The 26,310-nt window shown below is 45.6% G+C and carries 24 protein-coding genes and 1 tRNA gene; 14 read left to right on the top strand and 11 right to left on the bottom strand.

Features of this window, described 5'->3' with window-relative positions; translation table 11 throughout:
• Window positions 1-57: 57 nt before the first annotated feature.
• The 3 genes from E0E47_RS06210 to E0E47_RS06200 all read right to left on the bottom strand — a co-directional run bounded on the left by E0E47_RS06210 (window position 58) and on the right by E0E47_RS06200 (window position 1,889).
• Window positions 58-918 carry an AraC family transcriptional regulator gene (locus E0E47_RS06210; protein WP_008629959.1) on the bottom strand — a complete coding sequence of 287 codons (861 nt, stop codon included), beginning with the start codon at window positions 916-918 and terminating at the stop codon, window positions 58-60.
• Window positions 919-1,052: 134 nt separating this feature from the next.
• The gene (trxA, locus tag E0E47_RS06205) at window positions 1,053-1,526 is read right to left on the bottom strand and encodes a thioredoxin (protein ID WP_130893232.1); all 474 of its coding nucleotides are present in this window, start codon (window positions 1,524-1,526) and stop codon (window positions 1,053-1,055) included.
• A 147-nt stretch (window positions 1,527-1,673) separates the two neighbouring features.
• Window positions 1,674-1,889, bottom strand: coding sequence for a hypothetical protein (locus tag E0E47_RS06200; protein ID WP_130893231.1), 216 nt, complete (start codon window positions 1,887-1,889; stop codon window positions 1,674-1,676).
• A gap of 476 nt (window positions 1,890-2,365) precedes the next feature.
• Here E0E47_RS06200 and E0E47_RS06190 point away from each other — a divergent pair, with 476 nt between their 5' ends.
• The 8 genes from E0E47_RS06190 (at window position 2,366) to E0E47_RS06155 (ending at window position 10,900) form a co-directional block, all read left to right on the top strand.
• Window positions 2,366-3,121, top strand: a complete 756-nt coding sequence (locus E0E47_RS06190) for a nucleotidyltransferase family protein (RefSeq protein ID WP_130893230.1) — start codon at window positions 2,366-2,368, stop codon at window positions 3,119-3,121.
• 42 nt (window positions 3,122-3,163) lie between these two features.
• Window positions 3,164-4,687 (top strand): glutamine-hydrolyzing GMP synthase, encoded by a 1,524-nt coding sequence (gene guaA, locus E0E47_RS06185; RefSeq protein ID WP_130893229.1) that lies wholly within the window; start codon window positions 3,164-3,166, stop codon window positions 4,685-4,687.
• A 70-nt stretch (window positions 4,688-4,757) separates the two neighbouring features.
• Complete coding sequence (locus tag E0E47_RS06180) at window positions 4,758-5,717, top strand: glycosyltransferase family 2 protein (protein ID WP_130893228.1); 960 nt, start codon at window positions 4,758-4,760, stop codon at window positions 5,715-5,717.
• 59 nt (window positions 5,718-5,776) lie between these two features.
• Entirely contained in the window at window positions 5,777-7,285 is a 1,509-nt protein-coding gene (locus tag E0E47_RS06175) for a capsule assembly Wzi family protein (RefSeq protein WP_130893227.1), read from the top strand.
• Complete coding sequence (locus E0E47_RS06170; RefSeq protein WP_008624394.1) at window positions 7,273-7,719, top strand: lipocalin-like domain-containing protein; 447 nt, start codon at window positions 7,273-7,275, stop codon at window positions 7,717-7,719. The genes E0E47_RS06175 and E0E47_RS06170 overlap by 13 nt, the downstream gene beginning before the upstream one ends.
• 156 nt (window positions 7,720-7,875) lie before the next feature.
• Window positions 7,876-8,886, top strand: coding sequence for a type I glyceraldehyde-3-phosphate dehydrogenase (gap, locus tag E0E47_RS06165; protein WP_130893226.1), 1,011 nt, complete (start codon window positions 7,876-7,878; stop codon window positions 8,884-8,886).
• Window positions 8,887-8,968: 82 nt separating this feature from the next.
• The gene (miaA, locus tag E0E47_RS06160; protein ID WP_130893225.1) at window positions 8,969-9,901 is read left to right on the top strand and encodes a tRNA (adenosine(37)-N6)-dimethylallyltransferase MiaA; all 933 of its coding nucleotides are present in this window, start codon (window positions 8,969-8,971) and stop codon (window positions 9,899-9,901) included.
• A gap of 72 nt (window positions 9,902-9,973) precedes the next feature.
• Window positions 9,974-10,900 carry a diacylglycerol/lipid kinase family protein gene (locus E0E47_RS06155; protein WP_008624400.1) on the top strand — a complete coding sequence of 309 codons (927 nt, stop codon included), beginning with the start codon at window positions 9,974-9,976 and terminating at the stop codon, window positions 10,898-10,900.
• 27 nt (window positions 10,901-10,927) lie between these two features.
• Here E0E47_RS06155 and E0E47_RS06150 read toward each other — a convergent pair whose 3' ends face one another.
• Window positions 10,928-11,629, bottom strand: coding sequence for a Crp/Fnr family transcriptional regulator (locus E0E47_RS06150; RefSeq protein WP_008624402.1), 702 nt, complete (start codon window positions 11,627-11,629; stop codon window positions 10,928-10,930).
• A 234-nt stretch (window positions 11,630-11,863) separates the two neighbouring features.
• Between E0E47_RS06150 and E0E47_RS06145 the strand changes: the two genes are divergently transcribed.
• From E0E47_RS06145 to E0E47_RS06135, 3 genes are read left to right on the top strand one after another with little or no spacing between them, the layout of a single operon-like run.
• Window positions 11,864-13,810: a glycogen debranching enzyme N-terminal domain-containing protein gene (locus E0E47_RS06145; protein WP_130893224.1), complete on the top strand. Its 1,947-nt coding sequence runs from the start codon at window positions 11,864-11,866 to the stop codon at window positions 13,808-13,810.
• Between the two features lie 19 nt (window positions 13,811-13,829).
• Window positions 13,830-15,110, top strand: a complete 1,281-nt coding sequence (locus E0E47_RS06140) for a glycosyltransferase family 4 protein (protein ID WP_008624405.1) — start codon at window positions 13,830-13,832, stop codon at window positions 15,108-15,110.
• Between the two features lie 16 nt (window positions 15,111-15,126).
• On the top strand, window positions 15,127-16,482 hold the full coding sequence (locus E0E47_RS06135) for a glycoside hydrolase family 57 protein (protein ID WP_130893223.1): 1,356 nt from the start codon (window positions 15,127-15,129) through the stop codon (window positions 16,480-16,482).
• Window positions 16,483-16,903: 421 nt separating this feature from the next.
• Here E0E47_RS06135 and E0E47_RS06130 read toward each other — a convergent pair whose 3' ends face one another.
• Together E0E47_RS06130 and E0E47_RS06125 are read right to left on the bottom strand one after the other, a co-directional pair.
• Window positions 16,904-18,313 (bottom strand): DUF4270 domain-containing protein, encoded by a 1,410-nt coding sequence (locus tag E0E47_RS06130; RefSeq protein ID WP_130893222.1) that lies wholly within the window; start codon window positions 18,311-18,313, stop codon window positions 16,904-16,906.
• Between the two features lie 24 nt (window positions 18,314-18,337).
• A complete protein-coding gene (locus E0E47_RS06125; RefSeq protein WP_172604664.1) occupies window positions 18,338-19,162 on the bottom strand; it encodes a glycogen/starch synthase in 825 nt (274 codons plus the stop codon).
• A 188-nt stretch (window positions 19,163-19,350) separates the two neighbouring features.
• Here E0E47_RS06125 and panC point away from each other — a divergent pair, with 188 nt between their 5' ends.
• Together panC and panD are read left to right on the top strand one after the other, a co-directional pair.
• On the top strand, window positions 19,351-20,202 hold the full coding sequence (panC, locus tag E0E47_RS06120) for a pantoate--beta-alanine ligase (protein WP_008624413.1): 852 nt from the start codon (window positions 19,351-19,353) through the stop codon (window positions 20,200-20,202).
• A gap of 18 nt (window positions 20,203-20,220) precedes the next feature.
• Window positions 20,221-20,574, top strand: coding sequence for an aspartate 1-decarboxylase (gene panD / locus E0E47_RS06115; RefSeq protein ID WP_130893221.1), 354 nt, complete (start codon window positions 20,221-20,223; stop codon window positions 20,572-20,574).
• 402 nt (window positions 20,575-20,976) lie between these two features.
• Here panD and E0E47_RS06110 read toward each other — a convergent pair.
• The 3 genes from E0E47_RS06110 to E0E47_RS06100 form a co-directional block, all read right to left on the bottom strand.
• Window positions 20,977-21,061 (bottom strand) — tRNA-Ser (locus E0E47_RS06110).
• 274 nt (window positions 21,062-21,335) lie between these two features.
• A complete protein-coding gene (locus E0E47_RS06105; RefSeq protein WP_008624416.1) occupies window positions 21,336-21,536 on the bottom strand; it encodes a hypothetical protein in 201 nt (66 codons plus the stop codon).
• Between the two features lie 208 nt (window positions 21,537-21,744).
• Window positions 21,745-22,950 carry a tyrosine-type recombinase/integrase gene (locus E0E47_RS06100; protein WP_130893220.1) on the bottom strand — a complete coding sequence of 402 codons (1,206 nt, stop codon included), beginning with the start codon at window positions 22,948-22,950 and terminating at the stop codon, window positions 21,745-21,747.
• 159 nt (window positions 22,951-23,109) lie between these two features.
• On the opposite strand from E0E47_RS06100, the gene E0E47_RS06095 reads away from it, so the two are divergent.
• The gene (locus E0E47_RS06095; protein WP_130893219.1) at window positions 23,110-24,462 is read left to right on the top strand and encodes an MATE family efflux transporter; all 1,353 of its coding nucleotides are present in this window, start codon (window positions 23,110-23,112) and stop codon (window positions 24,460-24,462) included.
• A 29-nt stretch (window positions 24,463-24,491) separates the two neighbouring features.
• Here E0E47_RS06095 and E0E47_RS06090 read toward each other — a convergent pair whose 3' ends face one another.
• Window positions 24,492-24,920, bottom strand: coding sequence for a hypothetical protein (locus E0E47_RS06090; RefSeq protein WP_232038353.1), 429 nt, complete (start codon window positions 24,918-24,920; stop codon window positions 24,492-24,494).
• Between the two features lie 334 nt (window positions 24,921-25,254).
• On the bottom strand, window positions 25,255-26,238 hold the full coding sequence (locus E0E47_RS06085) for a hypothetical protein (protein WP_232038352.1): 984 nt from the start codon (window positions 26,236-26,238) through the stop codon (window positions 25,255-25,257).
• Window positions 26,239-26,310: the final 72 nt, after the last annotated feature.

Here is a 26,310-nt window from a genome sequence, read left to right as displayed (position 1 = left end):
GGGCATGGGGTTTTATATTTCGTAGGTATAGATAAAATTAGACCGTCCGACAGGCCTTCAAGCCAAGCCTGTCGGACGGTCATCCTCCTTTTTCTCTTCTCTTCGGAAGTCGGAGATGCTTTTCCTGTTCATTTTCTTGAAAAAACGGCTGAACGTGGCCAAATCTTCAAATCCAAGTATCTCACTGATTTCCTTGGCGCTCTTCGAGGTATAGAGCAACAGCCGGCGTGCCTCGGCATCGATGCGTTCGTGGATGATGTGCAACGGTGAATCCAGCCCGTAGAGCGAGAAGAGGTTGGAAAGGGTCTTGGGAGAGCGGTAGAGCATTTCCGCATAGTCCTGCACCTGTTTCTTTTCTTTGAAATGGTTATCCACGAGCACGTAAAACTGACGGATGATGTCGAAGCCGTTTTCCCTGCCTTTGCCGGTTTCCAACCGTAGGCGTGCCATACGGGTGCATACGATGATGAGCCGTTTGAGCAGCAGGCGGAGCATTTCCTCTTGCAGGTTGTCGGCCACGGCGCATTCTTCGGCCAACGTGTCGGTGATATGGGACAGGCGTTCCGTCTCCGTAGCGTCCAATGAGAGGTGCAGGATGTTTGATGAACCGTGGAACAGGAAGCCGTGGCAGGAGGATTCGCCCCCGTGACCGTAAATGCAGTAGAAATTGCTGTTGAAAAGCACTGAAAGATAGTGCCCTTCTGCGCGGAGCATGTCCACATGGTGCAGGGGAGAGAGGGTGACAAGCTCGCCTTTTCGCAGGTGCATGACCACGTGGTCCACTTCGATGTCCAGTTTTCCGTCCCTCACCCAAATGAACTTATAGAACCCCTTTCCGCCTTGCAACGCCCTGTCCTCGTGCAGGCGCGTCGTCAGGGCGAAAAAACCGTCCATGCGTGTGTTGAATTTGAAGTCCATGTTTTCGGTTTTGCGTTAGATGGGTAAATATAGTCCAAATTGCCGGAATAGGAAAGGGATGGGAGTAATTTCTTTTCCCATCCCTTTGTTTCCATGCCGTTCGTTTATAGTCGGACGGATGTGTGCGCGTGGCATTAGGGTTTCGCTTTGAGAAGCGTCTCTTCTATCATCCTCTTCAGTTCCGTTTTGGGCATGGCGCCTTGTGTGACGATCGGCTTGCTGTCTTTCGGAATCCACAACAGGGTGGGGATGCTGCGTATGCCGAATGTGGCAGCTAGTTCCTCTTCCTTGTCCACGTCTACTTTGTAGATGTAGATTTTGCCGTCGTATTCCTTAGCCAACTCTTCCAACACCGGTGCAAGGGCCTTGCACGGGCCGCACCACGTGGCGTAGAAATCCACAAGGCACGGTTTGTCACCTTCATATTTCCAATCGTTAGGGTTGGTCTCATAGTTATATACCTTGTTTAAGAACTCTGTTTTGGTTAAATGAACGATTTCCATATTTGCTCCTTTCTTGTTTTGTTTTTTACTTTCTTTGTTGTTGGCGCATGCGTTGAGGCCTAAGGCCAGGCACAGCGCGGCGATAATGGGCTTTACCAGTTTCATAATTCTACGTTTTGTGAATACTTTTATTGAACATTGCAAATATCCGATAAAAATCCGGATAATCGCATGGCAATTCTGCCGGAAAAGTTGGCAAAATATCCCGTTTGGGATTTTTGGCTTATTTTTCCGCTTTTGTATATTCTTTTGCTACATCTTGCCCGTCAATATCTCCTTGCGCAAGAATCCGTAAACGTAAACGGGACTTTGGAAATAAAGACCGGACCTTGTGTCCTTTAGTTTGGCGTAGGTTTCGGATTGGTATAGAGCGTCTAACGTTCCGTGCAGTGACATTTTCTGTTCGTCCACAAACATGACGACTAAGTCACGTGCCATACATTCTTTCATATATTCAATCTCGCTCATATTTTTTCTAAAAGGTCTATGGCACGTTGCATGCCGAAAAAGTATTGGAAAGTGATGCCTTTCATGAAAGCCAATTTTTTGAGAAAGGTGCCGAAATCTATGTTGTTCCGTGATACAAAATCATACTAAAGCCCCTCCGTGGCGTTGGCAAAGGGTGGTCAGACCTTCGATGATGTCATCGAAGCTTTGTGTGTGTGTGCCACGTCGTACTGGCTTTCCAAGAAGTCGATGGCTTTATAATGATTCAGGAGCGGTAGGCTTGCTCTTCTTCCAACTGATGTCGCTTGGCAAATTCGTGGATGGCGATAACGATATATTCGGCTATGTCTTTCAACTTTGCATCCATAGTGTGTCGTTTTTACAAAAATACGGATTATTCCGTGGAACGCCAATGTTTTTATTCTTTTTTTGTTCGGAAGGATAAAACGTGTGAAATGTGATGTCTTGAACGAGATTATATCAGTATATTTGCAAATATGAAAGCCATGATTTTTGCAGCGGGGTTGGGAACCCGCCTGAAGCCTTTGACGGACACGATGCCGAAAGCGCTTGTCCCGGTGGGAGGAAAACCCTTGTTGGAGATATTGATTCGTAAACTGGTGGCTTCCGGATTTACGGAGATTGTGATTAATGTGCACCATTTTGCCGACCAGATTATCCGGTTTGTGGAGGAACATGACGCTTTCGGTGCGGATGTCCGTTTCAGCGACGAGAGCGGGAAACTTCTGGAAACAGGAGGAGGTATCAAGAAGGCCATACCTCTTTTATTAGAGAGCGGTGTCGCGGAACGCCCGTTTCTGGTACACAACGTGGATATATTGAGCAATGTGGATTTGCGGGATTTTTATCGGCACGGGGTAGGAGCGGCGGCTTTATTGCTAGTGAGCGAACGGCAGACGCAACGTTATCTGTTGTTCGATGAGGAAAAACGTCTGGTGGGGTGGACAAACGTCAAGACCGGGGAGGTGAAGTCGCCCTACAAAGGGTTGGACGTGGAGGCTTGCCGGAAGTATGCTTTTGCTGGTGTACATTTGTTTTCTCCGCAGTTGTTCCCTTATTTCGATGCTTGGCCGGACAAGTTTTCCGTGATAGACTTTTACCTTTCGGTGTGCGACCGCGAACCGATTTATGCTTATCCTTTTCCTGGGCTTAAAATACTGGACGTGGGGAAGCAGGATACTTTGAAGAAGGCTGAGGATTTCTTGTCGGCAGAATGTTGCCCGTCTCGATAAATTGTTGTACTTTTGCGTACAAAATCAGATAAAAATCTTTTTATGCAACAGAAAATCATCATTCTTGATTTCGGGTCACAGACAACGCAGCTTATCGGACGCCGTGTCCGTGAGTTGGACACGTTCTGTGAGATATTGCCTTATAACAAGTTCCCGAAAGAAGATCCGTCGGTTATCGGTGTGATTTTAAGCGGTTCGCCTTTCAGCGTATATGATAAGGAGGCGTTTAAAATCGACTTGGACGAAATTCGCGGGAAATACCCTGTGTTGGGCATTTGTTATGGCGCACAGTTCATGAGTTATACTTTAGGCGGCAATGTGGAACCGGCCGGGACGCGTGAATACGGGCGTGCCAATTTGGCTTCGTTCGACAAAGAGAATCCTCTGTTCAAAGGATTTGAGGAAAATTCGCAAGTGTGGATGAGCCATGGTGACACCATCACGAAATTGCCAGAGGGTTTTAAGGTGATTGCTTCCACCGACAAAGTAGTGAACGCCGCTTATCAAGCTGTGGGTGAGCAGTTGTGGGGTGTGCAGTTCCATCCGGAAGTGTTCCATTCCGTGCAAGGAACGCTGTTGTTGAAAAACTTTGTAGTGGACATTTGCGGTAGCAAACAGGATTGGAGTGCGGCTTCGTTTGTGGACACCACGGTTGCGGAACTGAAGGAACAGTTGGGAGACGACCGTGTGATTCTCGGGTTGAGCGGAGGTGTGGATTCTTCCGTGGCCGCCGTGTTGCTGAACAAGGCTATTGGTAAGAACCTGACCTGTATCTTCGTAGACCACGGGATGTTGCGTAAGAACGAGTTCAAGAATGTGTTGCACGACTACGAGTGTCTGGGGCTGAACGTGATTGGCGTGGACGCCAGTGCGAAGTTCTTCAAGGATTTGGAAGGAGTGACCGATCCGGAGCAGAAGCGTAAGATTATCGGCCGCGACTTCGTGGAGGTGTTCGATGCAGAGGCTCGGAAAATAACCGATGCCAAGTGGCTAGCGCAGGGAACGATTTATCCCGACCGTATCGAGAGCCTGAATATTACGGGAAAAACAATCAAGAGCCACCACAATGTGGGCGGTTTGCCTGAGGAGATGAACCTGCAACTTTGTGAACCGTTGAAATGGTTGTTTAAAGACGAGGTGCGCCGCGTAGGGCGTCAGATGGGAATGCCGGAACATTTGATTACCCGTCATCCTTTCCCCGGACCGGGACTGGCCGTGCGTATCTTGGGTGACATTACGCCGGAGAAGGTACGTGTGTTGCAGGATGCCGACGATATTTTTATCCAAGGGTTGAGAGACTGGGGGTTGTACGATCAAGTCTGGCAGGCCGGTGTAATCCTGTTGCCCGTGAAAAGCGTGGGCGTGATGGGTGACGAGCGTACGTATGAACGCGCTGTAGCCTTGCGTGCCGTGACCAGTACGGATGCAATGACGGCCGATTGGGCACATTTGCCTTACGATTTCATGGCGAAGGTGAGCAATGATATAATAAATAAGGTGAAAGGAGTGAACCGTGTATGTTACGACATCTCTTCCAAACCGCCTTCGACGATAGAATGGGAATGACAATCGTATACCCACTATGAGGTAGCCGTGCGTGATATGCGCAGCTACCTTTTCTTTTATAAGGAGATATATGGTGAATGGTAGCATTGGTAGCAGCATCGGATTACCGAAAGTTTCGGTAGTCATTCCGGTGTATAATGCAGAGGACACGGTTGTAGACTGTATTGACAGTGTACTTGGGCAGGATTTTCCGGATTTGGAAATAATAGTGGTGGATGATGGAAGTAATGATGGTAGTGGAGTTTTATGTGACAACTGTGCTAGAAGAGATAGTCGTGTCAAGGTTATCCATCAAAAAAATAAGGGACGTTCTGCTGCGCGTGGCGTGGGGACGATAATGTCTCAGGCTAAATGGATTGGGTATGTCGATTCGGATGATACGCTTCCAAAGGATGCTATTTCCCGTTTGTATGCCAAGGCTATTGACGACGTGGATGTTGTTTTGGGGAATGGCTATAAATTTTCGAAGGGAAGGCGGTGCCCTAAGATTTCCATAGAAGAATTCCGTCATATGGTGGTAAGGGCGGAAGGGCCTATCGGTGTGCCATGGGGATGCTTGTTCCGTCGTTCTGTCTTGACATCTTGGGTGTGGGATATTCCTCGTGAAATCAACATGGGAGAAGACTACGTGTTTTGGTTAAGGGTCATTTTTCAAACACGTAAGCCCGTGAATGTAATATATGAGAAAGTGTATGACAAAGGGGCGGACACGACTTGTGCGAATTTTAAATGGAACGCGGGTTATGCCTTAGCCATCCATGAATTACGTAAAGGCGCTATTCCCGAGCATTTGTGGGCTACATACATGTCGGATACGATAAGCGACAGGTTGGTCAACCTCTTGGATGTGGCTTGTTGTCAGCCGTGCCGCTTGTGGAGGCATAGTCGTTTCTACATGGAATTGAAGGAGGATATTGGCAAGTATGGTTATGACGTGCCATTGAAAACGAAATTATATTTGTTATTACCTTCCTTATGGATGAGGAGGATGTATTCCAAGCTTAGCGATTTAAAAAATAAGTGGATTTAGGTTAGAGGAGATGCTGTCTCTTTTTAGGGGGAGGCGGATTATATAAAAGTAATATAAAAATGGTGAAAAAAGTAGGGGCGGTTTTCGGATTGGCTGTAGTGTTTTCTTCTATTGTTTGTGCACAAAATGACTCTACATTGGTGTACAATGTGGAAATGTCTGCGAATGCCAGTTCCGGAGATTATGCACCGTTGTGGTTTACAGCCAACCGGAACGGCCTGTCAAGCCAGGAATCGAACAGTGCTTATTTGCGTGCGGGACTTGCTTACCGTAAATATTTTAATCATGGTTGGCGGATTGGAGCCGGATTGGATTTGGCTGCGGCCGTGAACTGCCCTTCCGAATTTATCGTGCAACAGGCTTATGCGGACTTTTCGTGGAGAGTTCTTAATTTGAGCATCGGGAACAAGGAACGCAATCCGTTGGGGAAGAACCCGCTGTTGAGCAGTGGCGGAATGGTGGAAGGAAATAATGCGCGGCCTGTTCCTCAGGTTAGGGCAGAGATTGCGGATTATTATACGGTACCGGGAACAAAAGGGTGGTTTGCTTTTAAAGGCTATATCGCTTACGGGCGTTTTACGGATGACCGTTGGCTACGTGATTTTGCGGGGGCAAACCACCAAGCCTACGTGGAAGACATTCTTTATCACAGTAAGGAGTTGATGTTCAAGGTGGGAAACAAGGAAAGGTTTCCTTTGGAAGCAGAACTCGGTATGCTGATGTCGGCGCAGTTCGGAGGAACGCAGCATACCTTCTCTTTGAAAGACGGTGAGTGGAAAGAGACTGTGTACGAGATGCCTCATGGATTGAAGAATTATGCCAAAGTTTTCTTGGCCCAAGCCGGGGGAGACGGCACTACCGGGGGAGATCAGGTGAATGTGGAAGGCAATCATGTGGGCAGTTGGAACTTTGCGTTGAATTATTATTGGCGCGATTGGAAGTTCCGTGCATATTATGAACATTTCTTTGACGACCATTCACAAATGTTCCTCCAATACGGACGTTGGAAAGACGGGCACTTAGGATTTGAGATTACTTTGCCCCGGAACCGTTGGGTCAATACTTTGCTTTGGGAAGGATTGGCTACGAAAGACCAGTCGGGTCCTATTTTGTATGACGGAGACGAACGTTTTCCGGGAGCGGCTTTTCCGGGTATGCAAGTAAGTGCTTGTGACGATTACTATAATAATTTCTTTTACCAGTCTTGGCAACATTATGGTATGGGAATCGGTAACCCATTGTTGCCCGGACCAATCTACAACCGTGATGGCAGCCTTAAGTTCCGGAGCAACCGTGTGCGTGCCAACCATTGGGCTTTCAGCGGGACACCGTCAGACGAGTGGGCCTATCGCGTACTGATGTCATACGCGCTTCATTGGGGAACATACGTCAATCCTTTGGATAAGATATGCAAACAGTTCAGTTCGCTGTATGAAGTGACGTATTCGCCCAAGGCATTGGCCGGATGGCATTTTTCCGTTTCGGCGGCCGTGGATCACGGTAATTATCTTGGTAATAGCGTCGGTGGTATGATAACCATAAGAAAGGAGGGAATATGTATAAAATAAATAGTTTGATTTTTAAATGGATTTGTGTATGCCTGACCGTCTCATTCTGTTTGTCTTGTACGGACAAGGCACCGGAATATCCTGATTTGGAAGGATATTGGAAACAGGAGAGTATAGAGGATGAGGCTACGGACGGGCATTCGGAATGTAATCGTCTGTTTTGGGCATTTCAGCTCGGTGTGTCCGAGATTCGGGATTTGGGTGGTAACGGTTATGGGACGTACGTGTGTAGGTATGATTATAATGAAGGTTCCGCAACTTTGCGTATGTATAATTTCAGGGTAAAAGGGAATCCGTCTCAAGAGGCGGATGTAGATAAGCTGAAGCTTTTTGGCATACCTTCCGGAGATGTGACTTTTGAGGTCGTGCGGCTCGATGGTGACCGTATGGTGCTTCGCTCATCAGGGACTTCCTTGTATTTCCGTTCCTTTTAATTTTTTCCTTTTTTATATGCTCTATTTCAAAAGAAATTCATAAATTTGCAGTGCGCAAGCCGAGAGAAGGCTGACTTCAAAATATTCGTGCTGCAAAATATTAGAAAAGAGTTAGATAACTTATATTAGAACCTTTAATTTTAAAGATTAAGTAAAATGATTAAAGTAGGTATTAATGGTTTCGGTCGTATCGGCCGTTTCGTATTCCGTGCTGCTCAGAACAGAAGTGACATCCAGATTGTAGGTATCAATGACTTGTGTCCGGTAGATTACTTGGCTTACATGCTGAAGTATGATACTATGCACGGTGCTTTCGAAGGTACAATCGAAGCTGATGTTGAAAACAGCAAGTTGGTTGTAAACGGTAAAGAGATTCGTGTAACGGCAGAACGTAATCCGGCTGATTTGAAGTGGAACGAAGTTGAGGCTGAATATGTAGTTGAATCTACAGGTTTGTTCCTGACTCAGGAGAAGGCCCAGGCTCATATCGATGCAGGTGCTAAGTACGTAGTTATGTCGGCTCCTTCTAAGGACGCTACTCCGATGTTTGTTTGTGGTGTAAACTTCGACAAATACGTAAAGGGTACTCAGTTCGTTTCTAACGCTTCTTGTACGACAAACTGTTTGGCTCCTATCGCTAAGGTTTTGAATGACAACTGGGGTATCACAGACGGTTTGATGACAACTGTTCACTCTACTACTGCAACTCAGAAGACTGTAGACGGTCCTTCTATGAAGGATTGGCGTGGTGGTCGTGCTGCTTCTGGCAACATCATCCCGTCTTCTACAGGTGCTGCTAAGGCTGTAGGTAAGGTTATTCCTGAATTGAACGGTAAGTTGACCGGTATGTCTATGCGTGTTCCGACTTTGGACGTTTCTGTAGTAGACCTGACTGTAAACTTGGCAAAACCGGCTAAGTACGAAGAGATTTGCGCTGCAATGAAGGCTGCTTCTGAAGGCGAATTGAAGGGTGTTCTGGGTTATACTGAAGATGCAGTGGTTTCTTCTGACTTCTTGGGTGACACTCGTACTTCTATCTTCGATGCTAAGGCAGGTATCGCTTTGACAGATACTTTTGTTAAGGTGGTTTCTTGGTATGACAATGAAATCGGTTATTCTAACAAGGTATTGGAATTGATCGCTCACATGAAGAAAGTTAACGGTTAATTCCGTTTGCTACGATAAAAATGAAGCCATCCTCCTTTTGAGAGGGTGGCTTTTTTCGTATCTTTGCTTTCATTATTATAATATGGTAAACGATGATACGATGAACTATGACCTTATTACGATATTAGGGCCTACGGCGTCGGGAAAGACTGCATTAGCTGTGGCTTTGGCCTGCGAACTGAAGACGGAGATAATCAGTGGTGACAGTCGGCAGGTGTACAGGCGTATGGATTTGGGAACCGGAAAAGACTTGAAAGACTATGTCGTCAATGGTTGTTCTGTTCCTTATCATTTGATTGATATAGTAGAACCGGGTACGAAATATAATTTGTTTGAGTATCAGCGGGACTTCTTGAAAGTTTATGAAGCGTTGAAAGCACGTCGTATGCTTCCTATATTATGTGGAGGTACAGGCTTATATATCGAGTCCGTGTTGAAAGGATATAACCTGATGCCCGTACCGGAAAATCCGGATTTGCGTGCAAACTTGGCTCGAAAGAGCCTCCCCGAACTGACAAAGATACTGGGTTCATATAAGGTGCTTCATAATACGACGGATGTCGATACCGTGAAACGTGCGATACGCGCGATAGAAATAGAGGAGTATTATCGTTTGCATCCTACGGAGGCGAGGGCTTTTCCCGAAATCCGTTCCTTGGTCATAGGGGTGGACATAGAGCGGGATTTGAGACGTAAAAAAATAACAGAACGTCTAAGGCAACGTTTGGATGAGGGGATGGTTGATGAGATAAAAAGGCTGTTAGACGAGGGGATACCGGCGGAAGACCTGATATATTATGGCTTGGAGTATAAGTATCTGACACGATACGTACTCGGAGAGCTGACGTATGAGGAGATGTTCCGTGGTTTGGAAACCGCTATCCATCAGTTTGCCAAGCGACAGATGACTTGGTTCCGCGGAATGGAGCGCCGTGGCATTAAGATAAACTGGTTGGACGCAGGTTGGCCTATGGAAAAGAAAATCGGTCAGATTCAAGATTGGCTGTGTCCGTGAAGATTTAGAAGAATATTCAAGTAGAGAATAAATAGTTTTGCGTATATTTGTGCGTTTTTAGTAAATAGGATTATGGAACCATCAAGATGGGGGATTATATACTGTCCGAAAGACGGTGTCCGTCACATACATAAAGAGTGGGAGGCTATACGCTCATATTTGACGGAGAAAGGCGTACTTTATGATTTCGTGCAGAGCGAAGGGCCGAAATCCGTAGAACGCCTGGCGGGTATGCTTGCTTCAAATGGCTATACAACGATTGTCATTGTGGGAGGCGACGCTGCATTAAACCGTGCGTTAAACGGAGTACTATCGCAAGGAGAGGAGGTTCGTCGAAACGTTGCTTTCGGGGTTATTCCTAACGGTTGGGGAAATGATTTTGCACATTTCTGGGGATTTGAGGAAGATAATTACAAGCAAACGATAGATTGGCTGATAAAGCGAAGGGTCCGTAAAGTGGACGTTGGGTATTGTGTGCCGGAGCGGATAGGGGATGCCCATCCCCGTTTCTTTTTAAATTGTGTGAATGTCGGTTTGGTGGCGAACATTATGAATATCAAGCACAAGACGCGCCGTTTTTGGGGTATGCTGACCCTTTCTCATTTATCGTCTATGTTTTTGTTGCTGTTTCAGCGTATGGAACACAAGATGCATTTCAAAGTGAATTTGGATGACATCGAGAAAAGTGTAATGACGGTATGTATCAGTAGTGCCAGAGGGTATGGCCAGACTCCGAGCGGAGTTCCGTACAATGGATTATTGGATGTTTCAGTCGTGTCGCATCCGGAAATCAGCCAGATGGTGGAAGCTTTATGGATGCTTTTCCGAGGTCGCTTCTTGAATCATAAAGCCGTAAAGTCGTATAGGACTAAAGAAGTGGACTTTTTTGATAACGGAAAGGCTATGATCAGCTTGGATGGAGCGGTATGGGAGAACGGTTCTACGCCCATGAAGATAGGTATACATCAAGAATGGGTGAATTTCATCATACCGGGTTGAACGGCTCGGAAACAATAATCATGAGACCTATCCTATTTTAGATATCTTTTCCAATCTGTCTTCCGATATGATTTTGATTTTCCGGCCGTCTATCGCGATGATTTTCTCAGAGGCGAAATTAGTCAATGTACGAATCGCGTTGGAAGTTGTCATGTTGGAGAGGCTGGCCAAGTCTTCACGGGACAGATAGATGCTGAGTGTGCAGCCATCTTCTTCCAACCCGTAACTCTCCTTTAAAAACAGAATTGATTCGGCCAACCGTCCCCGTATGTGTTTTTGAGTCAAGTTGACTGTACGTTCGTCGGCTATACCCAAATCTACAGATAATTGTTTGATGAAAAACCATGCCAAGTCATTATTGCTACTTACCAACTTCGTGATGGTAGACATGGGAATCATGGCTATCGTTGAGGCTTCGAATGCGGCAGCGGCAGTCAGAAACTCCTGATGGGCAAAGTACGCACGATAGGCAAAGTATTCTACGGGCTTGATTACGCGGATGATTTGATTACGCCCGCTGACACCGTTCTTGAATATTTTTACCTTCCCGGATAAAAGACACATGAGTTGAGTCGGGAATTCACCTTCACTGTAAATCGCTTCGTTCTTTCTAAATGTATAAACTGTGAGGTTTTCTGTTAAATATTCGCGTTGTCCTGGGGTGAGTGGTTTGCATAAGTCTGAGATTTTTTCTAAAACCTCTTCCTTGTCCATGTCCTGCTTGACCATAAATCAAATCTGCTTCAAATTATGTTTTACAACACAAAATTAGTAATTCTTGATAGATTCATGAAATCTTAAGGTTATAAAAATATGTTTTGCAGCATTTTTTTATGAATCCTTAAAAAAAACTTATTCCTTATGTTCGTGGATAGCCGGATTTTTATTATTTTTGGGTTGCATAAATAAAAACAGAGACAAAATAAACAGTAAAGTGAAAACCTTATATATAATTTCTAGACTATGAGTTACATTCATTTTGATAAGACTCTGATGACCAATTTGGAGGAAGCGTTACCCAAAGAGATTTTGAGGTCTAATCGCTCGGGTGCTTATTCTTGTTCTACGATTGTGGATTGTAATACAAGAAAATATCATGGTTTGTTGGTTGTCCCGATACCGGAATTGGGCGACGAGAATTATGTGTTGTTGTCTTCATTGGATGAGACGGTGGTACAACACGGGGCTGAGTTTAACTTGGGGCTTCACAAGTATCAAGGGAACAATTTCAGCCCGAATGGCCATAAGTACATTCGGGAATTTAATTGCGACCAGGTGCCTACTACAATCTATCGTGTAGGAGGAGTGGTCCTGAAGAAAGAAAAGGTGTTCCAGCATTATGAAAACCGCATTATCATCCGTTATACGCTCTTGGACGCCCATTCCGAAACGACTTTGAAGCTCCGTCCTTTTCTGGCATTCCGTTGTGTGAGGGAGTACACGCATGAGAACACAAGGGTGAACCGGGACTATCAAGAAGTGCCGAATGGTATCAAGACTTGCATGTATGAGGGTTATCCCGAGCTTTACATGCAGTTGAACAAGAAAAACGATTTTGTTTTTCAGCCGGATTGGTATCGAGGCGTGGAGTATCCGAAAGAATTGGAGAGAGGATATGCCTTTAATGAGGACCTCTATGTGCCCGGTTATTTTGAACTGAAGATAAAAAAAGGCGAGAGTGTGGTATTTTCCGCCGGAGTGTCTGAGATAAAGACCACTCAGTTGAAACAGATAGCAGATTTTGAAGCGAAGATTCGTACTCCGAGGGATAATTTCTATCATTGTCTGGTAAATTCTGCACATCAATTCTATTATCATGTAGACGGGGAGAATTATATTTTGGCAGGCTATCCCTGGTTTAAATGCCGTGCGCGTGATATGCTGATTGCTTTGCCGGGATTGACTTTGGTCAATGAAGAAGTGGAGCAGTTTGAAATGTGCATGAAAACGGTGGAAAAAGGCGTTCGGGAATTTATGGCCGGCGAGCCGTTGAGCGTGAAAATACATGAAATAGAACATCCGGATATTCTTTTGTGGGCGGTTTGGTGTATTCAACAATATGGCAAGATTGTTTCTTTGCAGAAATGTGTCGAGAAATACGGACTTCTGGCAAAGGACATCATGATGTATCTGAGTACAAGTTCCCATCCCAATTTGAAAGTCAGAGACAACGGATTGGTATACGCCCAGGGGAAGAGTAAAGCCGTGACTTGGATGAACTCGACGGCAAACGGCCGTCCGATAGTACCGCGAAGCGGGTATATCGTGGAGTTCAATGCCTTATGGTATAATGCATTGAAGTTTAGCGAGGAGATTTGCCGGATGGCTGGCCGAAAGGAAGAGGAACAATATTTTGCAGGGATGGCCGCCAAGGCGGAAAATTCGTTCAGAAAGGTTTTCTTGAACCAGTATGGATATTTGTTCGATTACGTGGACGAGAAGAACCAAGAACAAGACTGGAGTGTCCGTCCCAATATGATATTTGCCGTGGCACTTGACTATTCTCCCTTGCCCCTTCCGGAAAAGAAAGCGGTTTTTGATATTTGTACGAAGGAGTTATTGACCCCTAAGGGGCTTCGTTCCCTGAGTCCCAAGAGCGGGGGATATAACCCGATGTACGTCGGCCCTCAAGTCCAACGTGACTACGCCTATCATCAAGGTACGGCATGGCCTTGGTTGGCTGGATTTTATATGGAAGCCTGCATGCGTTTGTATAAAAAGAGCCGTGTAAGTTTTGTGGAACGCGTGTTGGTGGGCTTTGAAGAAGAAATGTTTTCGCATTGTATAGGCACCATACCGGAACTGTTCGACGGAAACCCACCTTACCATGCCCGAGGGGCCATATCCTTTGCGATGAATGTGGCTGAGATTCTCCGTGTGGTGAAATTAATCGAAAAATATGATATATAAAGATTAGGAGGAACTGAATATGAAAGTATTAATGTTTGGTTGGGAGTTTCCTCCTCATATTCTTGGAGGACTCGGTACGGCAAGTTACGGTCTGACGAAAGGTCTTTCCTTACAGCCAGATATGGATATCACTTTTTGTATCCCGAAACCTTGGGGAGATGAAGACCAAAGCTTTATGAAGATTATAGGTATGAACAGCGTGCCTATCGTTTGGCGTGACGTGGATTGGAATTATGTAAACGGCAGGGTGGGCAGTTACATGGACCCGCAACTTTATTATGATTTGCGCGATCATATTTATGCCGACTTTTCATATATGCATGTGGATGACTTGGGCTGCATGGAGTTTTCCGGCCGCTATCCGGACAACTTGCACGAGGAAATCAACAACTATTCCATCGTGGCAGGAGTGGTGGCCCGGCAGCAACGGTTCGACATCATTCATGCACACGATTGGTTGACCTATCCTGCGGGCATCCATGCCAAGCAAGTCAGCGGGAAACCGTTGGTGATTCATGTGCATGCCACGGACTTCGACCGGAGTCGCGGAAATGTGAATCCCACAGTCTACAGCATCGAAAAGAACGGCATGGACCATGCGGACTGTATCATGTGCGTGAGCGAGCTGACGCGCCAGACGGTAATCAACCATTATCATCAAGATCCGGCAAAGTGTTTTGCCATGCATAATGCCGTGTATCCGTTAGCTTCCGAGCTTCAGGAGATTGTGGACCAAAGGAAACCCTATTCGGAACGCAAGGAGAAAGTAGTGACTTTCCTGGGGCGTATCACCATGCAGAAAGGGCCTGAGTATTTCATCGAAGCGGCCAAGCGGGTGTTGGACCGTACACACAACGTGCGTTTTTGCTTTGCCGGAAACGGTGACATGATGAACTCCATGATTGAGATGGCTGCAGCCTACGGGATAGCCGACCGTTGCCATTTTCCCGGGTTTATGAAAGGGAAACAGGTGTTCGAATGTTTCCGTGACAGCGACGTGTATGTGATGCCTTCCGTGTCGGAGCCGTTTGGGATTTCCCCGCTCGAGGCGATGCAAAGCGGGGTGCCTTCCATTATCAGCAAACAATCCGGTTGCGCCGAGATTCTGTCTAAGTGCATCAAGGTGGACTATTGGGACATAGATGCCATGGCCGACGCCATGTATGCGCTTTGCGTGTACCCTTCCTTGCATGAATATTTGCAGGTGGAAGGAAAGAAAGAGGTGGACGGCATCACGTGGGAGAAAGTGGGCCAACGCATCCGGAAACTTTATGACGAGACAATCCAAAAATATAAATAATCTAAAATCCTAAGACATGAAAACGATATGCCTTTACTTTGAAATTCATCAAAATATACATTTGAAACGTTACCGCTTCTTCGACATCGGTACGGACCATTATTATTATGATGATTATGAGAACGAATGCAGCATAACCAATACGGTTGAGCATTCCTACCTGCCTGCGTTGCAGGCTTTGCTTCAGATGCTGAAAGAGAACCCTGGATTTTTCAAGGTCGCTTTCTCGATTTCCGGCACTGCCATTGAACTGTTGGAGAATTATGCGCCATCCGTCATAGATTTGTTACAAGATTTGAACGAGACAGGAGGTGTGGAGTTCTTGGTGGAGCCTTATTCCCACGGCTTGTCTTCCCTGGCCAATGAGGAGAGTTTCCGGGAGGAAACCTTGAGGATGTCACGAAAGATTAAGGAACTTTTTGGAAAGTCGCCAAAGGTGTTCCGCAATTCTTCTTTGATATATTCCGACGACATAGGGAATATGGTAGCTTCGATGGGGTTCAAGGGATTGCTGACGGAGGGTGCCAAACACATCTTAGGATGGAAGAGCCCTCATTTTGTGTACCATTGTTCACAGAATCCGAACCTGAAACTCCTTTTGCGGGATTATAAATTGTCGGACGATATATCCTTGCGTTTCAGTAATTCCACTTGGAGCGAGTTCCCCTTGTTTGCCGAAACCTATATGGATTGGATAGCGGCAGTGCCGGAAGAGGAGCAAGTGATTAATATCTTCATGGAGTTGTGCGCATTGGGTATGTTCCAACCGCTTTCGTCCAATATCCTGGAGTTCCTCAAGGCCCTGCCGGCTTGCGCCAAGGCCCGTGGGATCTCTTTCTCCACCCCTTCGGAAGTGATAGACCATCACAAGTCGGTTGACGCGCTTGAAGTGCCTTATCCCATGTCATGGGTGGACGAAGAGCGCGACATCAGTTGTTGGCTGGGAAATGGCATGCAGCGAGAGGCTTTCAACAAGCTGTATAGCGTGGCCGACCGCGTGCGTATTTGTAACGACAGCCGTATCAAACAGGATTGGGATTACCTGCAGGCCAGCAATAATTTCCGTTTTATGACCACGAAATCCAGTAGTTGGAACATGTACCGCGGAATTTATGATTCTCCCTACGATGCCTTTACGAATTATATGAATATCCTTGGCGATTTCATTAACAGGGTGAATGGCATGTATCCTCGTGATATAGACAATGAAGAGTTGAATTCACTGCTTACGCTGATTAAGAACCAGGGAGAAGAATTGGAGGTGAAGGACAAAGAGATTGCACGTTTGAATGCCCGTATGAAGAAGTTGGCATCTGAAGGGGCGGAAACGGCCAAGAAGGTTTCCACGCGCAAGGTTGCAGACAAGAAGTGACGCATGCCGTTCCGTGTCCCACGGTGCAGGTTTGTGCGTGGGCATGGAACGTAAGATGACAGTGGCCGACTCGCCGTAAAGAAGTGGGTCGGCCTTTCTCGTGTATAGTACCGGGGAGGGGAGGCACATGCGTGACGGACGTTTCTTTGTTGAAAATCCGGAATCTTGTAATGTTTTGGTTTATAGGTCGGTAACATTCTCCTTAGATTCGTTTTTCATTCTCAGGAGATTGAAAAATCATTCGGCTTAGATTGATTTTCCGTTTGGCGCAGATTGGTTTCCCACAGCCCTGTGTCCGTTTTTTTTGAAAGTATGGTGAGAATTTGGCATAGGGAGGGGAATAAAAAGAACAGGTGGAGAAACCATAGGCTTCTCCACCTGTTCTTTTTATTCCTGCCGTGGTTACGGGTAAATGAGTGGGTTAATTGAACGTACTATAAATCACTTGGATTTTAAGTTTGTCTGTTGCGCCACCCACTAACTTGGCACTTCCCAGTCCCATGTCATGCGTCACGCTGACGATATTGTTGTTGTTGTCCTGGTTGGTTTCAACAGGAATGAGTACCACCTTGTTCCAGTCCTGATGCTGCTGTTCCCAAGCTTCCGGTGTGATGCCGGCTTTGGCAGATTCCTCATTCCTCTCTCTCTTACAGTAAGATACCAAGTTGCTGATGTTGGAAAAAGTATAAGTGTTATAGCTGCTGTTGAAAGAGGTGACGTAAGATGTTTTCTCGTCCGGCACTTTTCCTTCTTCAAAGAACGTGTACATGTCTTGTTTGCGCACCAACAATAGGGTCTGGGGAACCTCGAAGGCCGATTCCTGGTTTGTGGCATTATAGCGATACAAGGAGAATTGAGCCTGGCTGATGCTGTCGTTGAGGTGTCCTTGGTAGATTTCGTTTACAGGAAGTGTGATTTCCGTAAACACTCCGGCGGGAGTTTTCAAGTAAGTGCATTGGGTGTCGTTTTCTACCAACTCGGCCAGGTCATCATTTTCCACGTAAGTGTTCTGCAAGACTTCGGGAGTAGCTGCAAAACGGCTCATACCTACGTAAACCGTGTCTTTTTCGGCATCTTTATACCTGAAATAGAGATTCATGGCTCCTACTCTCATCTTAACCATCGTACCGTCCCCGTCCGTCAGTTTGAAATAGAAGCCGGGGCATACATGGCGTATGAAATTATATGAATTCTTGAAAAAGCCCTTGTTCTCGTAGTATTTCTTTATGATGAATGTGCCGTATTCTTTAGGCAGCATGATACGTATGTTCGGAGTGTATGAGCTGCTTTCCAGATAATCGTCCGACAAAGTGAAATCCTTTGTCGTGAAGACCTTTCGTGTAATGGGACCCGTTGCATGGCGGTTGATATACCGGCTGAAATCGGCATTGCTGTAATACGTTGTGTCCTCGCGCACGACGTTTGCGGTGTCCAATTCGTATACGTCTACTTTCATCGGATTGTTCTCGTCTCCGTAATACTTTTCGTAATATAACCTGATTTCAATGGAATCCGCTTCGATTTCTCCTTGCTCGTTCTTGACCATCAGGTCGTAAGCGGGGAATTCATAGTTTTCCAACGTGCCGAACTGCGCCAGAAACTCGGCCTTGATTTGCATGTTCGTTTCCGGGTCGGTCATACGTCCTAAGTAAGAACTGTTGCTATTGCTTAAAACGGAATCTGCCAATAGTGAGTGTGTGCTTGCTTCATATACCGAAGCGGAAGCGTTGATGTTATCGGAATCCGTGAAAATTCCGATAGTATCGGTCGTGTCGTCACAAGCCACGCTGCATAATCCGAGCAACGTGATGAATGAAGTTTTGAATTTCATGTTTGCAGAGGATGATAAATGTTTTTAGTCTTCATTCTTACCCTGGCTCCATACTTTGTCGTAGAAGTCGGCAAAAGCATCGGCGTCGGCGGCACTGACGTTTTCCAACACCGGAATCTCTTTGCTTTGGGCGTATTCGGCAAAGGCTTGGAACTTGTCCGTATCGGGCACGGTCAGCCCGTCGGAATAATTGATGGCTAATTTGTTCAGTTCGTCGTATGTCACTTCCGGGCTGAAGTCTTCGAGGACAGATGCGTTCACATCCCTGAACGTTATGCAATTGCCGAAATTCGTGCCCATCGACTGTTTCAAATCTTCGGAAGACATGGAATACACGATTTTGCTGTCGCGGAACGAAGGCTCTTCCTTATAGGCGGTCTTGACATAGAGGGGAACCAAAGCTGACATCCATCCTTGGCAGTGGATGACATCCGGAACCCATCGAAGTTTCTTTACAGTCTCCAATACGCCCCGCGCATAGAATATGGCCCGTTCGCTGTTGTCCTCATATTCGTTGCCGTTCTCGTCGAGAGCCATCAGGCGTTTCAGGAAATAGTCATCGTTGTCTATGAAATATACTTGCATCCGGGCGGCCTGGATTGAAGCCACCTTGATGATGAGCGGATGGTCCGTATCATCTATGATTAAATTCATGCCGGAAAGACGAATCACTTCGTGGAGCTGGTTGCGACGTTCGTTGATATTTCCCCATTTGGGCATAAATGTTCTGATTTCTCGTCCTTTTTCCTGTATTTCCTGAGGAAGTTCTCTACCCATAGCAGCCAGTTCCGAATCGGGAACATAAGGCGTCATTTCTTGAGTAATGAATAGTATTTTCTTTGCCTTCATTGTCATGTTCACTTTTTCCTTGGCACAAAGGTACGAAAAAAGTTTGGCATTATAGCCTTTTTCAAGGGAATAGAGCTTAATTCTTTCATTAATTTCACGTATTTATTTGGCTAATGTTTTTGCTATGTGGTATTTTATATGTTATTTTGCAGAGTTTTTTAGGGAATGCAGTTTAAAATCAACCACAAATGAAGTTAATTCATACAATTGAAGATTTGCGACGCAACTTGGCAGAGGCGCGTGCAAAAGGTGAAAAGATTGGATTGGTGCCTACGATGGGTGCATTGCATGAGGGACACGCTTCCTTGGTGAGACGTTGTGTAGCAGAAAATGATGTGACCGTAGTGAGCGTGTTTTTGAATCCTACGCAGTTTAATGATAAAAAAGATTTAGAGAAATATCCTCGGACGTTGGATGCGGATTGTGCTTTGTTGGAAGGTGTGGGGGCTGATTTCGTCTTTGCGCCGTCTGTGGAAGAAATGTATCCTCAGCCTGATAGCAGGAAATTCAGTTATCCGCCGGTGGATACGGTGATGGAAGGGGCTTTCCGTCCCGGACATTTCAATGGCGTATGCCAGATTGTGAGCAAATTGTTTGCCATCGTGGAGCCTGACCGTGCTTATTTCGGGGAGAAGGATTTCCAACAGATTGCGGTGATTCGTGCCATGGTCGAAGATTTGCATTTGAAAGTAGAGATAGTGCCTTGTCCGGTTGTCCGTGAAAAGAGCGGGTTGGCCATGAGTAGCCGTAACACCTTGTTGACGGACGGGGAGAAGGCTGTAGCGGCTCATATCTTCGGCATTCTTTCCAAAAGCAAGAATTTTGCCACGAACCATACCTTGAAAGAGACCCGGCAATATGTGGTGGATTCCTTGAATGCCATAGTGGGACTGGAAGTGCAATATTTTGCCATAGTGGATGGAGGGTCTTTGCAGGAACTGGACAGTTGGTCGGATTCGGATGACATCGTAGGGTGTATCACCGTTTTCTGTGGAAGCCAGCCTATCCGTTTGATAGATCATATTAGATATAAAGAATAAGATTAAAAGCAAAAGGGTATGATGATCCAAGTGCTGAAGTCGAAGTTGCACTGTGTGCGTGTGACGGAGGCTAATTTGAATTATATGGGGAGCATCACTATTGATGAGGACTTGATGGATGCGGCTAATTTGATTGCAGGAGAAAAGGTTCAGATTGTGAACAACAACAATGGTGAGCGTTTGGAAACCTATATTATAAAAGGTGAACGCGGTTCGGGGTGTATTTGCCTGAACGGCGCAGCTGCCCGTAAAGTGCAGGTAGGAGACGTTTGTATTATCATCTCATACGCCATGATGGATTTTGAAGAAGCCAAGACGTTTACTCCTACTGTCGTTTTTCCGGATTCAGCGACTAACCGTTTGGTGCGTTAAGGATTTGCGATAGGGGAGGGCATGCATTTGTGGAGTGCCGCTATCGTTCTTATATAATTGTTCCGGCCGACAGTGTCCGTAAAGAGACGGTCGGCCGGTTTCTTTTTTATTTCCTTTGCCCTTTTTGGCTAAACAGAAATTGTTTGCTCTGATAATAATATGAACCCTTTTAGAGTCGTGGTGATATGTGGCGATTTTATTTTAGATTTTCATCGGTTTGACTTAGCCTGTTGAGGAATAAACTTTTAGCGAACTGTTTGAGAAATAGAAGTAACGAAACTTTGTCTTTTACCGTACTTTTGAAGTCTTGTAAGCCGGACTTTCGGACAATAAAAAAAGCCACAAATCATTGATTTGTAGCTTTTTGTCCGTTTGCTGACCATTTCTGTCCAGTACGTTCAGCGGAGAGAGAGGGATTCGAACCCCCGGTGCCTCTCAGCACGACGGTTTTCAAGACCGTTGTAATCGACCACTCTACCATCTCTCCAATACTTTGTCCGGGAAACTCTCTTCCTCAAAAGCGATGCAAAGGTACGTGATTATTTTCATTCGTCCAAATTTTCAATGAAAAAAGTGCTTTGAATTTTTGATTTTATTCTTTCCCTGCTTTCATAGCCCTATGTAAGTTACTATTATTAAACGATATATAGAATAAAGTTTTAGGGCACTCTTTCAATAATCCGGTTCTTTATTTTATATAAACTCTATTATATATAAGGAGATTGGTGTTGTGTGGAAAGGGAATAGGACAGTTCTTTCGGCTACAATCTAGCCGATAGCATTTTCTTGAAGATTTCCGTTTGTTCTTTTCGTTCTTCCTCTGTAAAATCAGGATGCAGTGTTGCCAAGTAACATTTGAAGGTTTCTATGGCTTGCATACGAGCCATGGCTTTTCCTGCTTGTAAACCGCTGTGGTAAGGGGTGTGAGGCAATAGGCTGCGATTGAAATTTCCGTCACTCATGATTTTTTCTTTTAAGATGGGATAAAGTTAAGTGATTTTTTTTATTTCAACGAAGGGTTGGGAGAAATTTAGGACTAATGGGGTATATTTATGAGACAATTTTAGATTCATCTCTCCCGGGGAAACCGGGAGAGATGGGTGAAGTGTATCATTGTCATATTTTGGTCTTAAAGTATAACCACTTCACCTTCTATATGAGGTAGAATGGTTACAAGTCGTTTAATATTAAATAATTGGCTTTGTCTATGACAGTCGTGTCCAAAGAAGCCAGATAAATCTGTGTGGTGGTTTCGGAATCATGTCCCATTCCTTCGCTGATGATGGATAAAGGTATGTTTTTACTTTTAGCGATGCTCGCCCACGAATGCCTTGCAACGTACATGGACAAGGGGTGGGGGCTGTGTACGAATACGGACAGAATCTTGAGTTTCCTGTTTACCAGTGTGAGAGAGTTACGGTATTGTAGGCGTTCGTTTTCATTGGTTGATGTAATGATAGGGAGTAGGTATTCTGTCGGGTTAGGAGGGTATTTTTCTATAATCTCCTGCATGCATTGTTCCCATTTGATGGAAAGTTGCTGTCCGGTCTTTTTTCTGCGATAGGTCAGTATGCCGTTGTGCAAATCCTTTTTTTTCAGATATGCCATGTCTACAAAAGACATGCCTCGCGTGTAGAAACTGAAAAGGAACATGTCGCGGGCGTAGTCTACCGAACTTCCGGTCAGGAGTTCCTTTTCTTTTATCTGCCGGATGATGGGTTGGGGAATAGCTCGTTTTATGGTTTTCTCTATTCCGGTGTATACGTGGCGAAAGGGAAAGCGTTGTGTGGTCAGTTCTTTCTCCACTGCCCGGTTGTAAACAGCTCTTAAGATACGCATATAAAAAGATATGGTATTCAGGCTTAATCGTCCTTTTTTAAAGTATGCCTCATAGGCTTCTATTGTTTCCTGGTTCATCTCGTCCAGTATGATTTCTTCTCCGTTTTTGAAACGCATGAAGCTGTTCAGTGTGCATTGATAAGTTTCTCCCGTGCGTATTCTTCCTTGTTCTTTCAGATGACGGATGAGCGAGGTCATGAAACCGGTCAAAGTGTCGTTTTCACATCGCTTACGATAGAATCGGAGAAGCTCGTCAGTACTGTATGGTTGCCCTTTGCGCGTCAGGTTGGCAATGCACTCATTCAGACGGAACAAATCCTGTTTGATTTCATGTCGGTAGCGGGATAATATGGAATGCCTGTCCGGTCTGGAAGGAGATGGTGTGATGCGTGCGGTACGTGCGTTCCATTCGTCGGGATAGACTTTATACTTAGTCTTTTGTGAGCGTACGATACGACGGTGGATAACTTGCAAATAAAGAGTTCCTGTTTTTCCTTCGATAATCGAGGGTCTGAATTTTACTTTAACTGATGCCATTTGTATGTTTTTTAGTTATGGATTTATGGGCAAGTCTTAAAAAAGGGCTTGCCGTGAAATAAGTTCAAATGTCCAAACCAATTTAAAACATGCTGTAGACGTTGGGCATATCCGGTGTTTTTTATAATTTTGCCCGTCTAAATCGAACACTTATAAGAAATGGGAACCAAGAACGCTTTAACAGAAAAAGTCTATTCCGGGAAAGATATCATGCGTATTGCTTATCCTATTCTGATCAGCCTGTTGATGGAACAGATGATAGGAATGACGGATACAGCTTTTCTCGGCCGGGTGGGAGAAGTGGAACTGGGAGCAGCTGCCATTGCCGGCATCTACTATCTGGCTGTTTTCATGATGGGTTTTGGTTTCGGCGTCGGGGCCCAGATTTTGATTGCCCGTCGTAATGGGGAGAAGCATTACGACGAAATCGGCGAAATCTTTTATCAGGGTATTTATTTCATGTTGGGGTTGGCTTTGTTCGCTTTCCTGCTCACCAAAATCATTTCTCCGTTTTTGTTGCCGGTTATTGTGTCGTCGCCTCATATCTGTGAGGCTGCTCTCAGTTATATAGACTGGCGTATTTTCGGTTTTTTCTTTTCCTTCATAGCTGTAATGTTCCGGGCGTTTTTTGTTGGTACGACTCAGACTAAGACGCTGACACTGAACTCTGTGATAATGGTCTTGTCCAATGTGGTGTTCAATTATATATTGGTGTTCGGAAAGTTCGGCTTTCCGGCATTGGGGATTGCCGGGGCCGCCATCGGTTCGTCGTTGGCGGAGTTGGTTTCAGTCGTATTTTTCATTCTTTATACCTATCGTCGTGTGGATTTGGTCAAATACGGTTTGGTTCATCCTGTGCGTTACAGTTGGTGTAAACTTCGCAGGATGCTTGACGTGTCTTTTTGGACGATGATACAGAATTTTATCTCTCTTTCCACCTGGTTCTTGTTCTTTCTTTTCGTGGAACACCTCGGAGAGCGTGCTTTGGCCGTAACCAATGTCGTACGCAATATCTCCGGAATACCCTTTATGGTTGTGGCTGCTTTTGCTTCTACGTGCAGTGCCCTGGTCAGCAATCTGATAGGCTCGGGAAGAGAAGACATGGTGATGTCCACCATTCGTCAGCACGTCCGTCTGACTTTTATGATAGTGTTGCCGATGGTAGGATGTTTTGCTCTTTTTCCGAAAGTGATATTGGGTGTTTACACCAATATACCGGATTTGATTGCTGCCGCTATTCCTTCGCTATGGGTCTATTGTACGACTCCTTTGCTGATTGCTCCGGGAAATATTTATTTCCAGGCCGTTTCCGGTACGGGTAATACCCGCAAGGCTTTTATCCTGGAGATGGTGACATTGTCGTTTTATACCTTATATATATACGTTACCATCCAGCATTTGCGTTTCGATGTGGCTTGGTGTTGGACATCCGAGCACGTATACGGTTTTTGCATCGTGTTGCTTTGTTATGCCTACTTGCGTGGGGGCCGTTGGAAGTTGAAGAAGATATAATGTGTTCCGGTTCTTGTTCTGGTAAACATTTATCGGTTCAGGCTATCCGTACGGACATAAGTCGTGATTTGCCCGTTCTTTTCTAAGCTCAGCATTTTTTCGTCCACGTCTATAATCTTAAACGCCGTTCTCTCTGGTCGTTTTTGGGCCATGCGTTCGAACAATTCTTTTACTAAGGTCTTGTTTTCCTCCGTTATGCTGTCGCCGAATTCGTAAGTCGTGTTTTGAATGTCGTTGGCGATAATCAGGCTGTCGCCGTCTACTTTCCAAGTTCCGGGATGTTTTATGATACAGTCCATGGTGCCGGCTCCAGTCGTATTCATAAATGTGTGGTCGGCATGAAATTCAAAGGTTTGTCCGGGCAGGGCCGGATGTTCGTATATTCCTGCTATTCTGCTTTCGGTATCATTCTGGCAACCGATGGTTATGAAAGCGGTTGCAGCCATTAGGGCTGCCATGAGACAGGCTCTTTTCATCATTCATTATTAATTAATCGTTAAACTTATCGGGCAGCTCTGAGCCGCATCCTATCTTATCCAAAGATAGCGATTAATCACAGGAGAATTACTGTAAAATCCCCAAAATATTGCAAATTATTCTTATTTGATTTGTCGGACAAGGTGTTGGCTTGTCGGGTTATATAAAAGCAGAAACGGTCTCTCCTTCACGGAGAGGCCGTTCTTTTAGTCAGTGAAAACACTGACTTTTCATAGTTGAGGTTTCCTTATTTAGATTCAATTCATAGTTTTTTCCTTGATTTATGTTTCTTTGTCCAGAATGAAACACAGGTTGCTATCTCTTAGGGTCGCGTTTGCTGTGTGGGGCTGCCGGACTTCTTTTGACCGAGGGTGTCGGTTTAGAGAAAGACGAACGTGTAGGACTCCTTTGTATCCGTTGTGTACTTTGCACTCGCGGAGACATTGGCGATTTTGCCGTTGGGATTTCCGGGTGCACCGATGGACGGTTTACTGTTGTCCGGGTGGAACTCCGTCTATTGTAGTGGCTCTTCGTCCTCAGGTTCGTCACCGGTTCTTCCCGTTTTCTGTTGTCCGAATGTGGCCGTACGACGGGCGGTCGTTTATTGTCGTTGTCCTTTCTTGTAACTTGATTTCCAGGTCTTTGTACGGGGGTAAAACGGAAACCATTACCATGGTGCCCGTTCGGGCGTTGTCCTGGTCGTGGCGGTCTGCCGGGCGATTCGAAATGAAAACCAGAACCACCGTTGCCTTTGTGTGGCCCGGGACGGTGAGGTGGCAGGGCAGGACGCCCCGGTAACGGGCCTCTGTGTTCCCCTCTCAATCCTCCGTTCCATACCGGGCGCCGGTGAGCGTAGAAGCTCTGCCGATGCTCGTGCCGGTAACGGTAGTGTCCGCCCCTGTACACCCGGTATACCCTTGGTGGACTGTAATAGAAGCGGCTCGGGCTGTAAATGGTATACACCGGTAAGAACCACCCCGTAGCTCTCCATATCACAGGACGAAAAAAGTAAGTGGCAGCCTGAAACAAAGCATACTGCCAATCGTAGAGGATAAAGCGCAAATCGGCGTTTCTGTATTCCAGATACACGCTCGAAGCGTCGCTTGCCGTCCTGATGTTCATCAGGTAATCCAGATTGATTTCGTAGGCGTCGTTGTATTGTTGGTCGTTAAGGTTCAGTTCATACGCCATCTTGTCCGTCAGGAACCTGGCCCGGTCGCGGGCTTCTTCGTAAGACATGGCATTAAGGCTGGCCAGTCCGAAGCATAGAGCAGTAATCAGTCCTAATAACTTTTTCATGTCTTTTTTGTTTAACGGTTCGTACTTCATCTTTTCTACATTGCAAATATCCGGCTTTTTCATGGAACGTGA

Source organism: Paraprevotella xylaniphila YIT 11841, assembly GCF_900683745.1.
In the GTDB taxonomy this organism is placed as follows: domain Bacteria; phylum Bacteroidota; class Bacteroidia; order Bacteroidales; family Bacteroidaceae; genus Paraprevotella; species Paraprevotella xylaniphila.
This window is presented reverse-complemented; position numbering and strand designations above follow the sequence as displayed.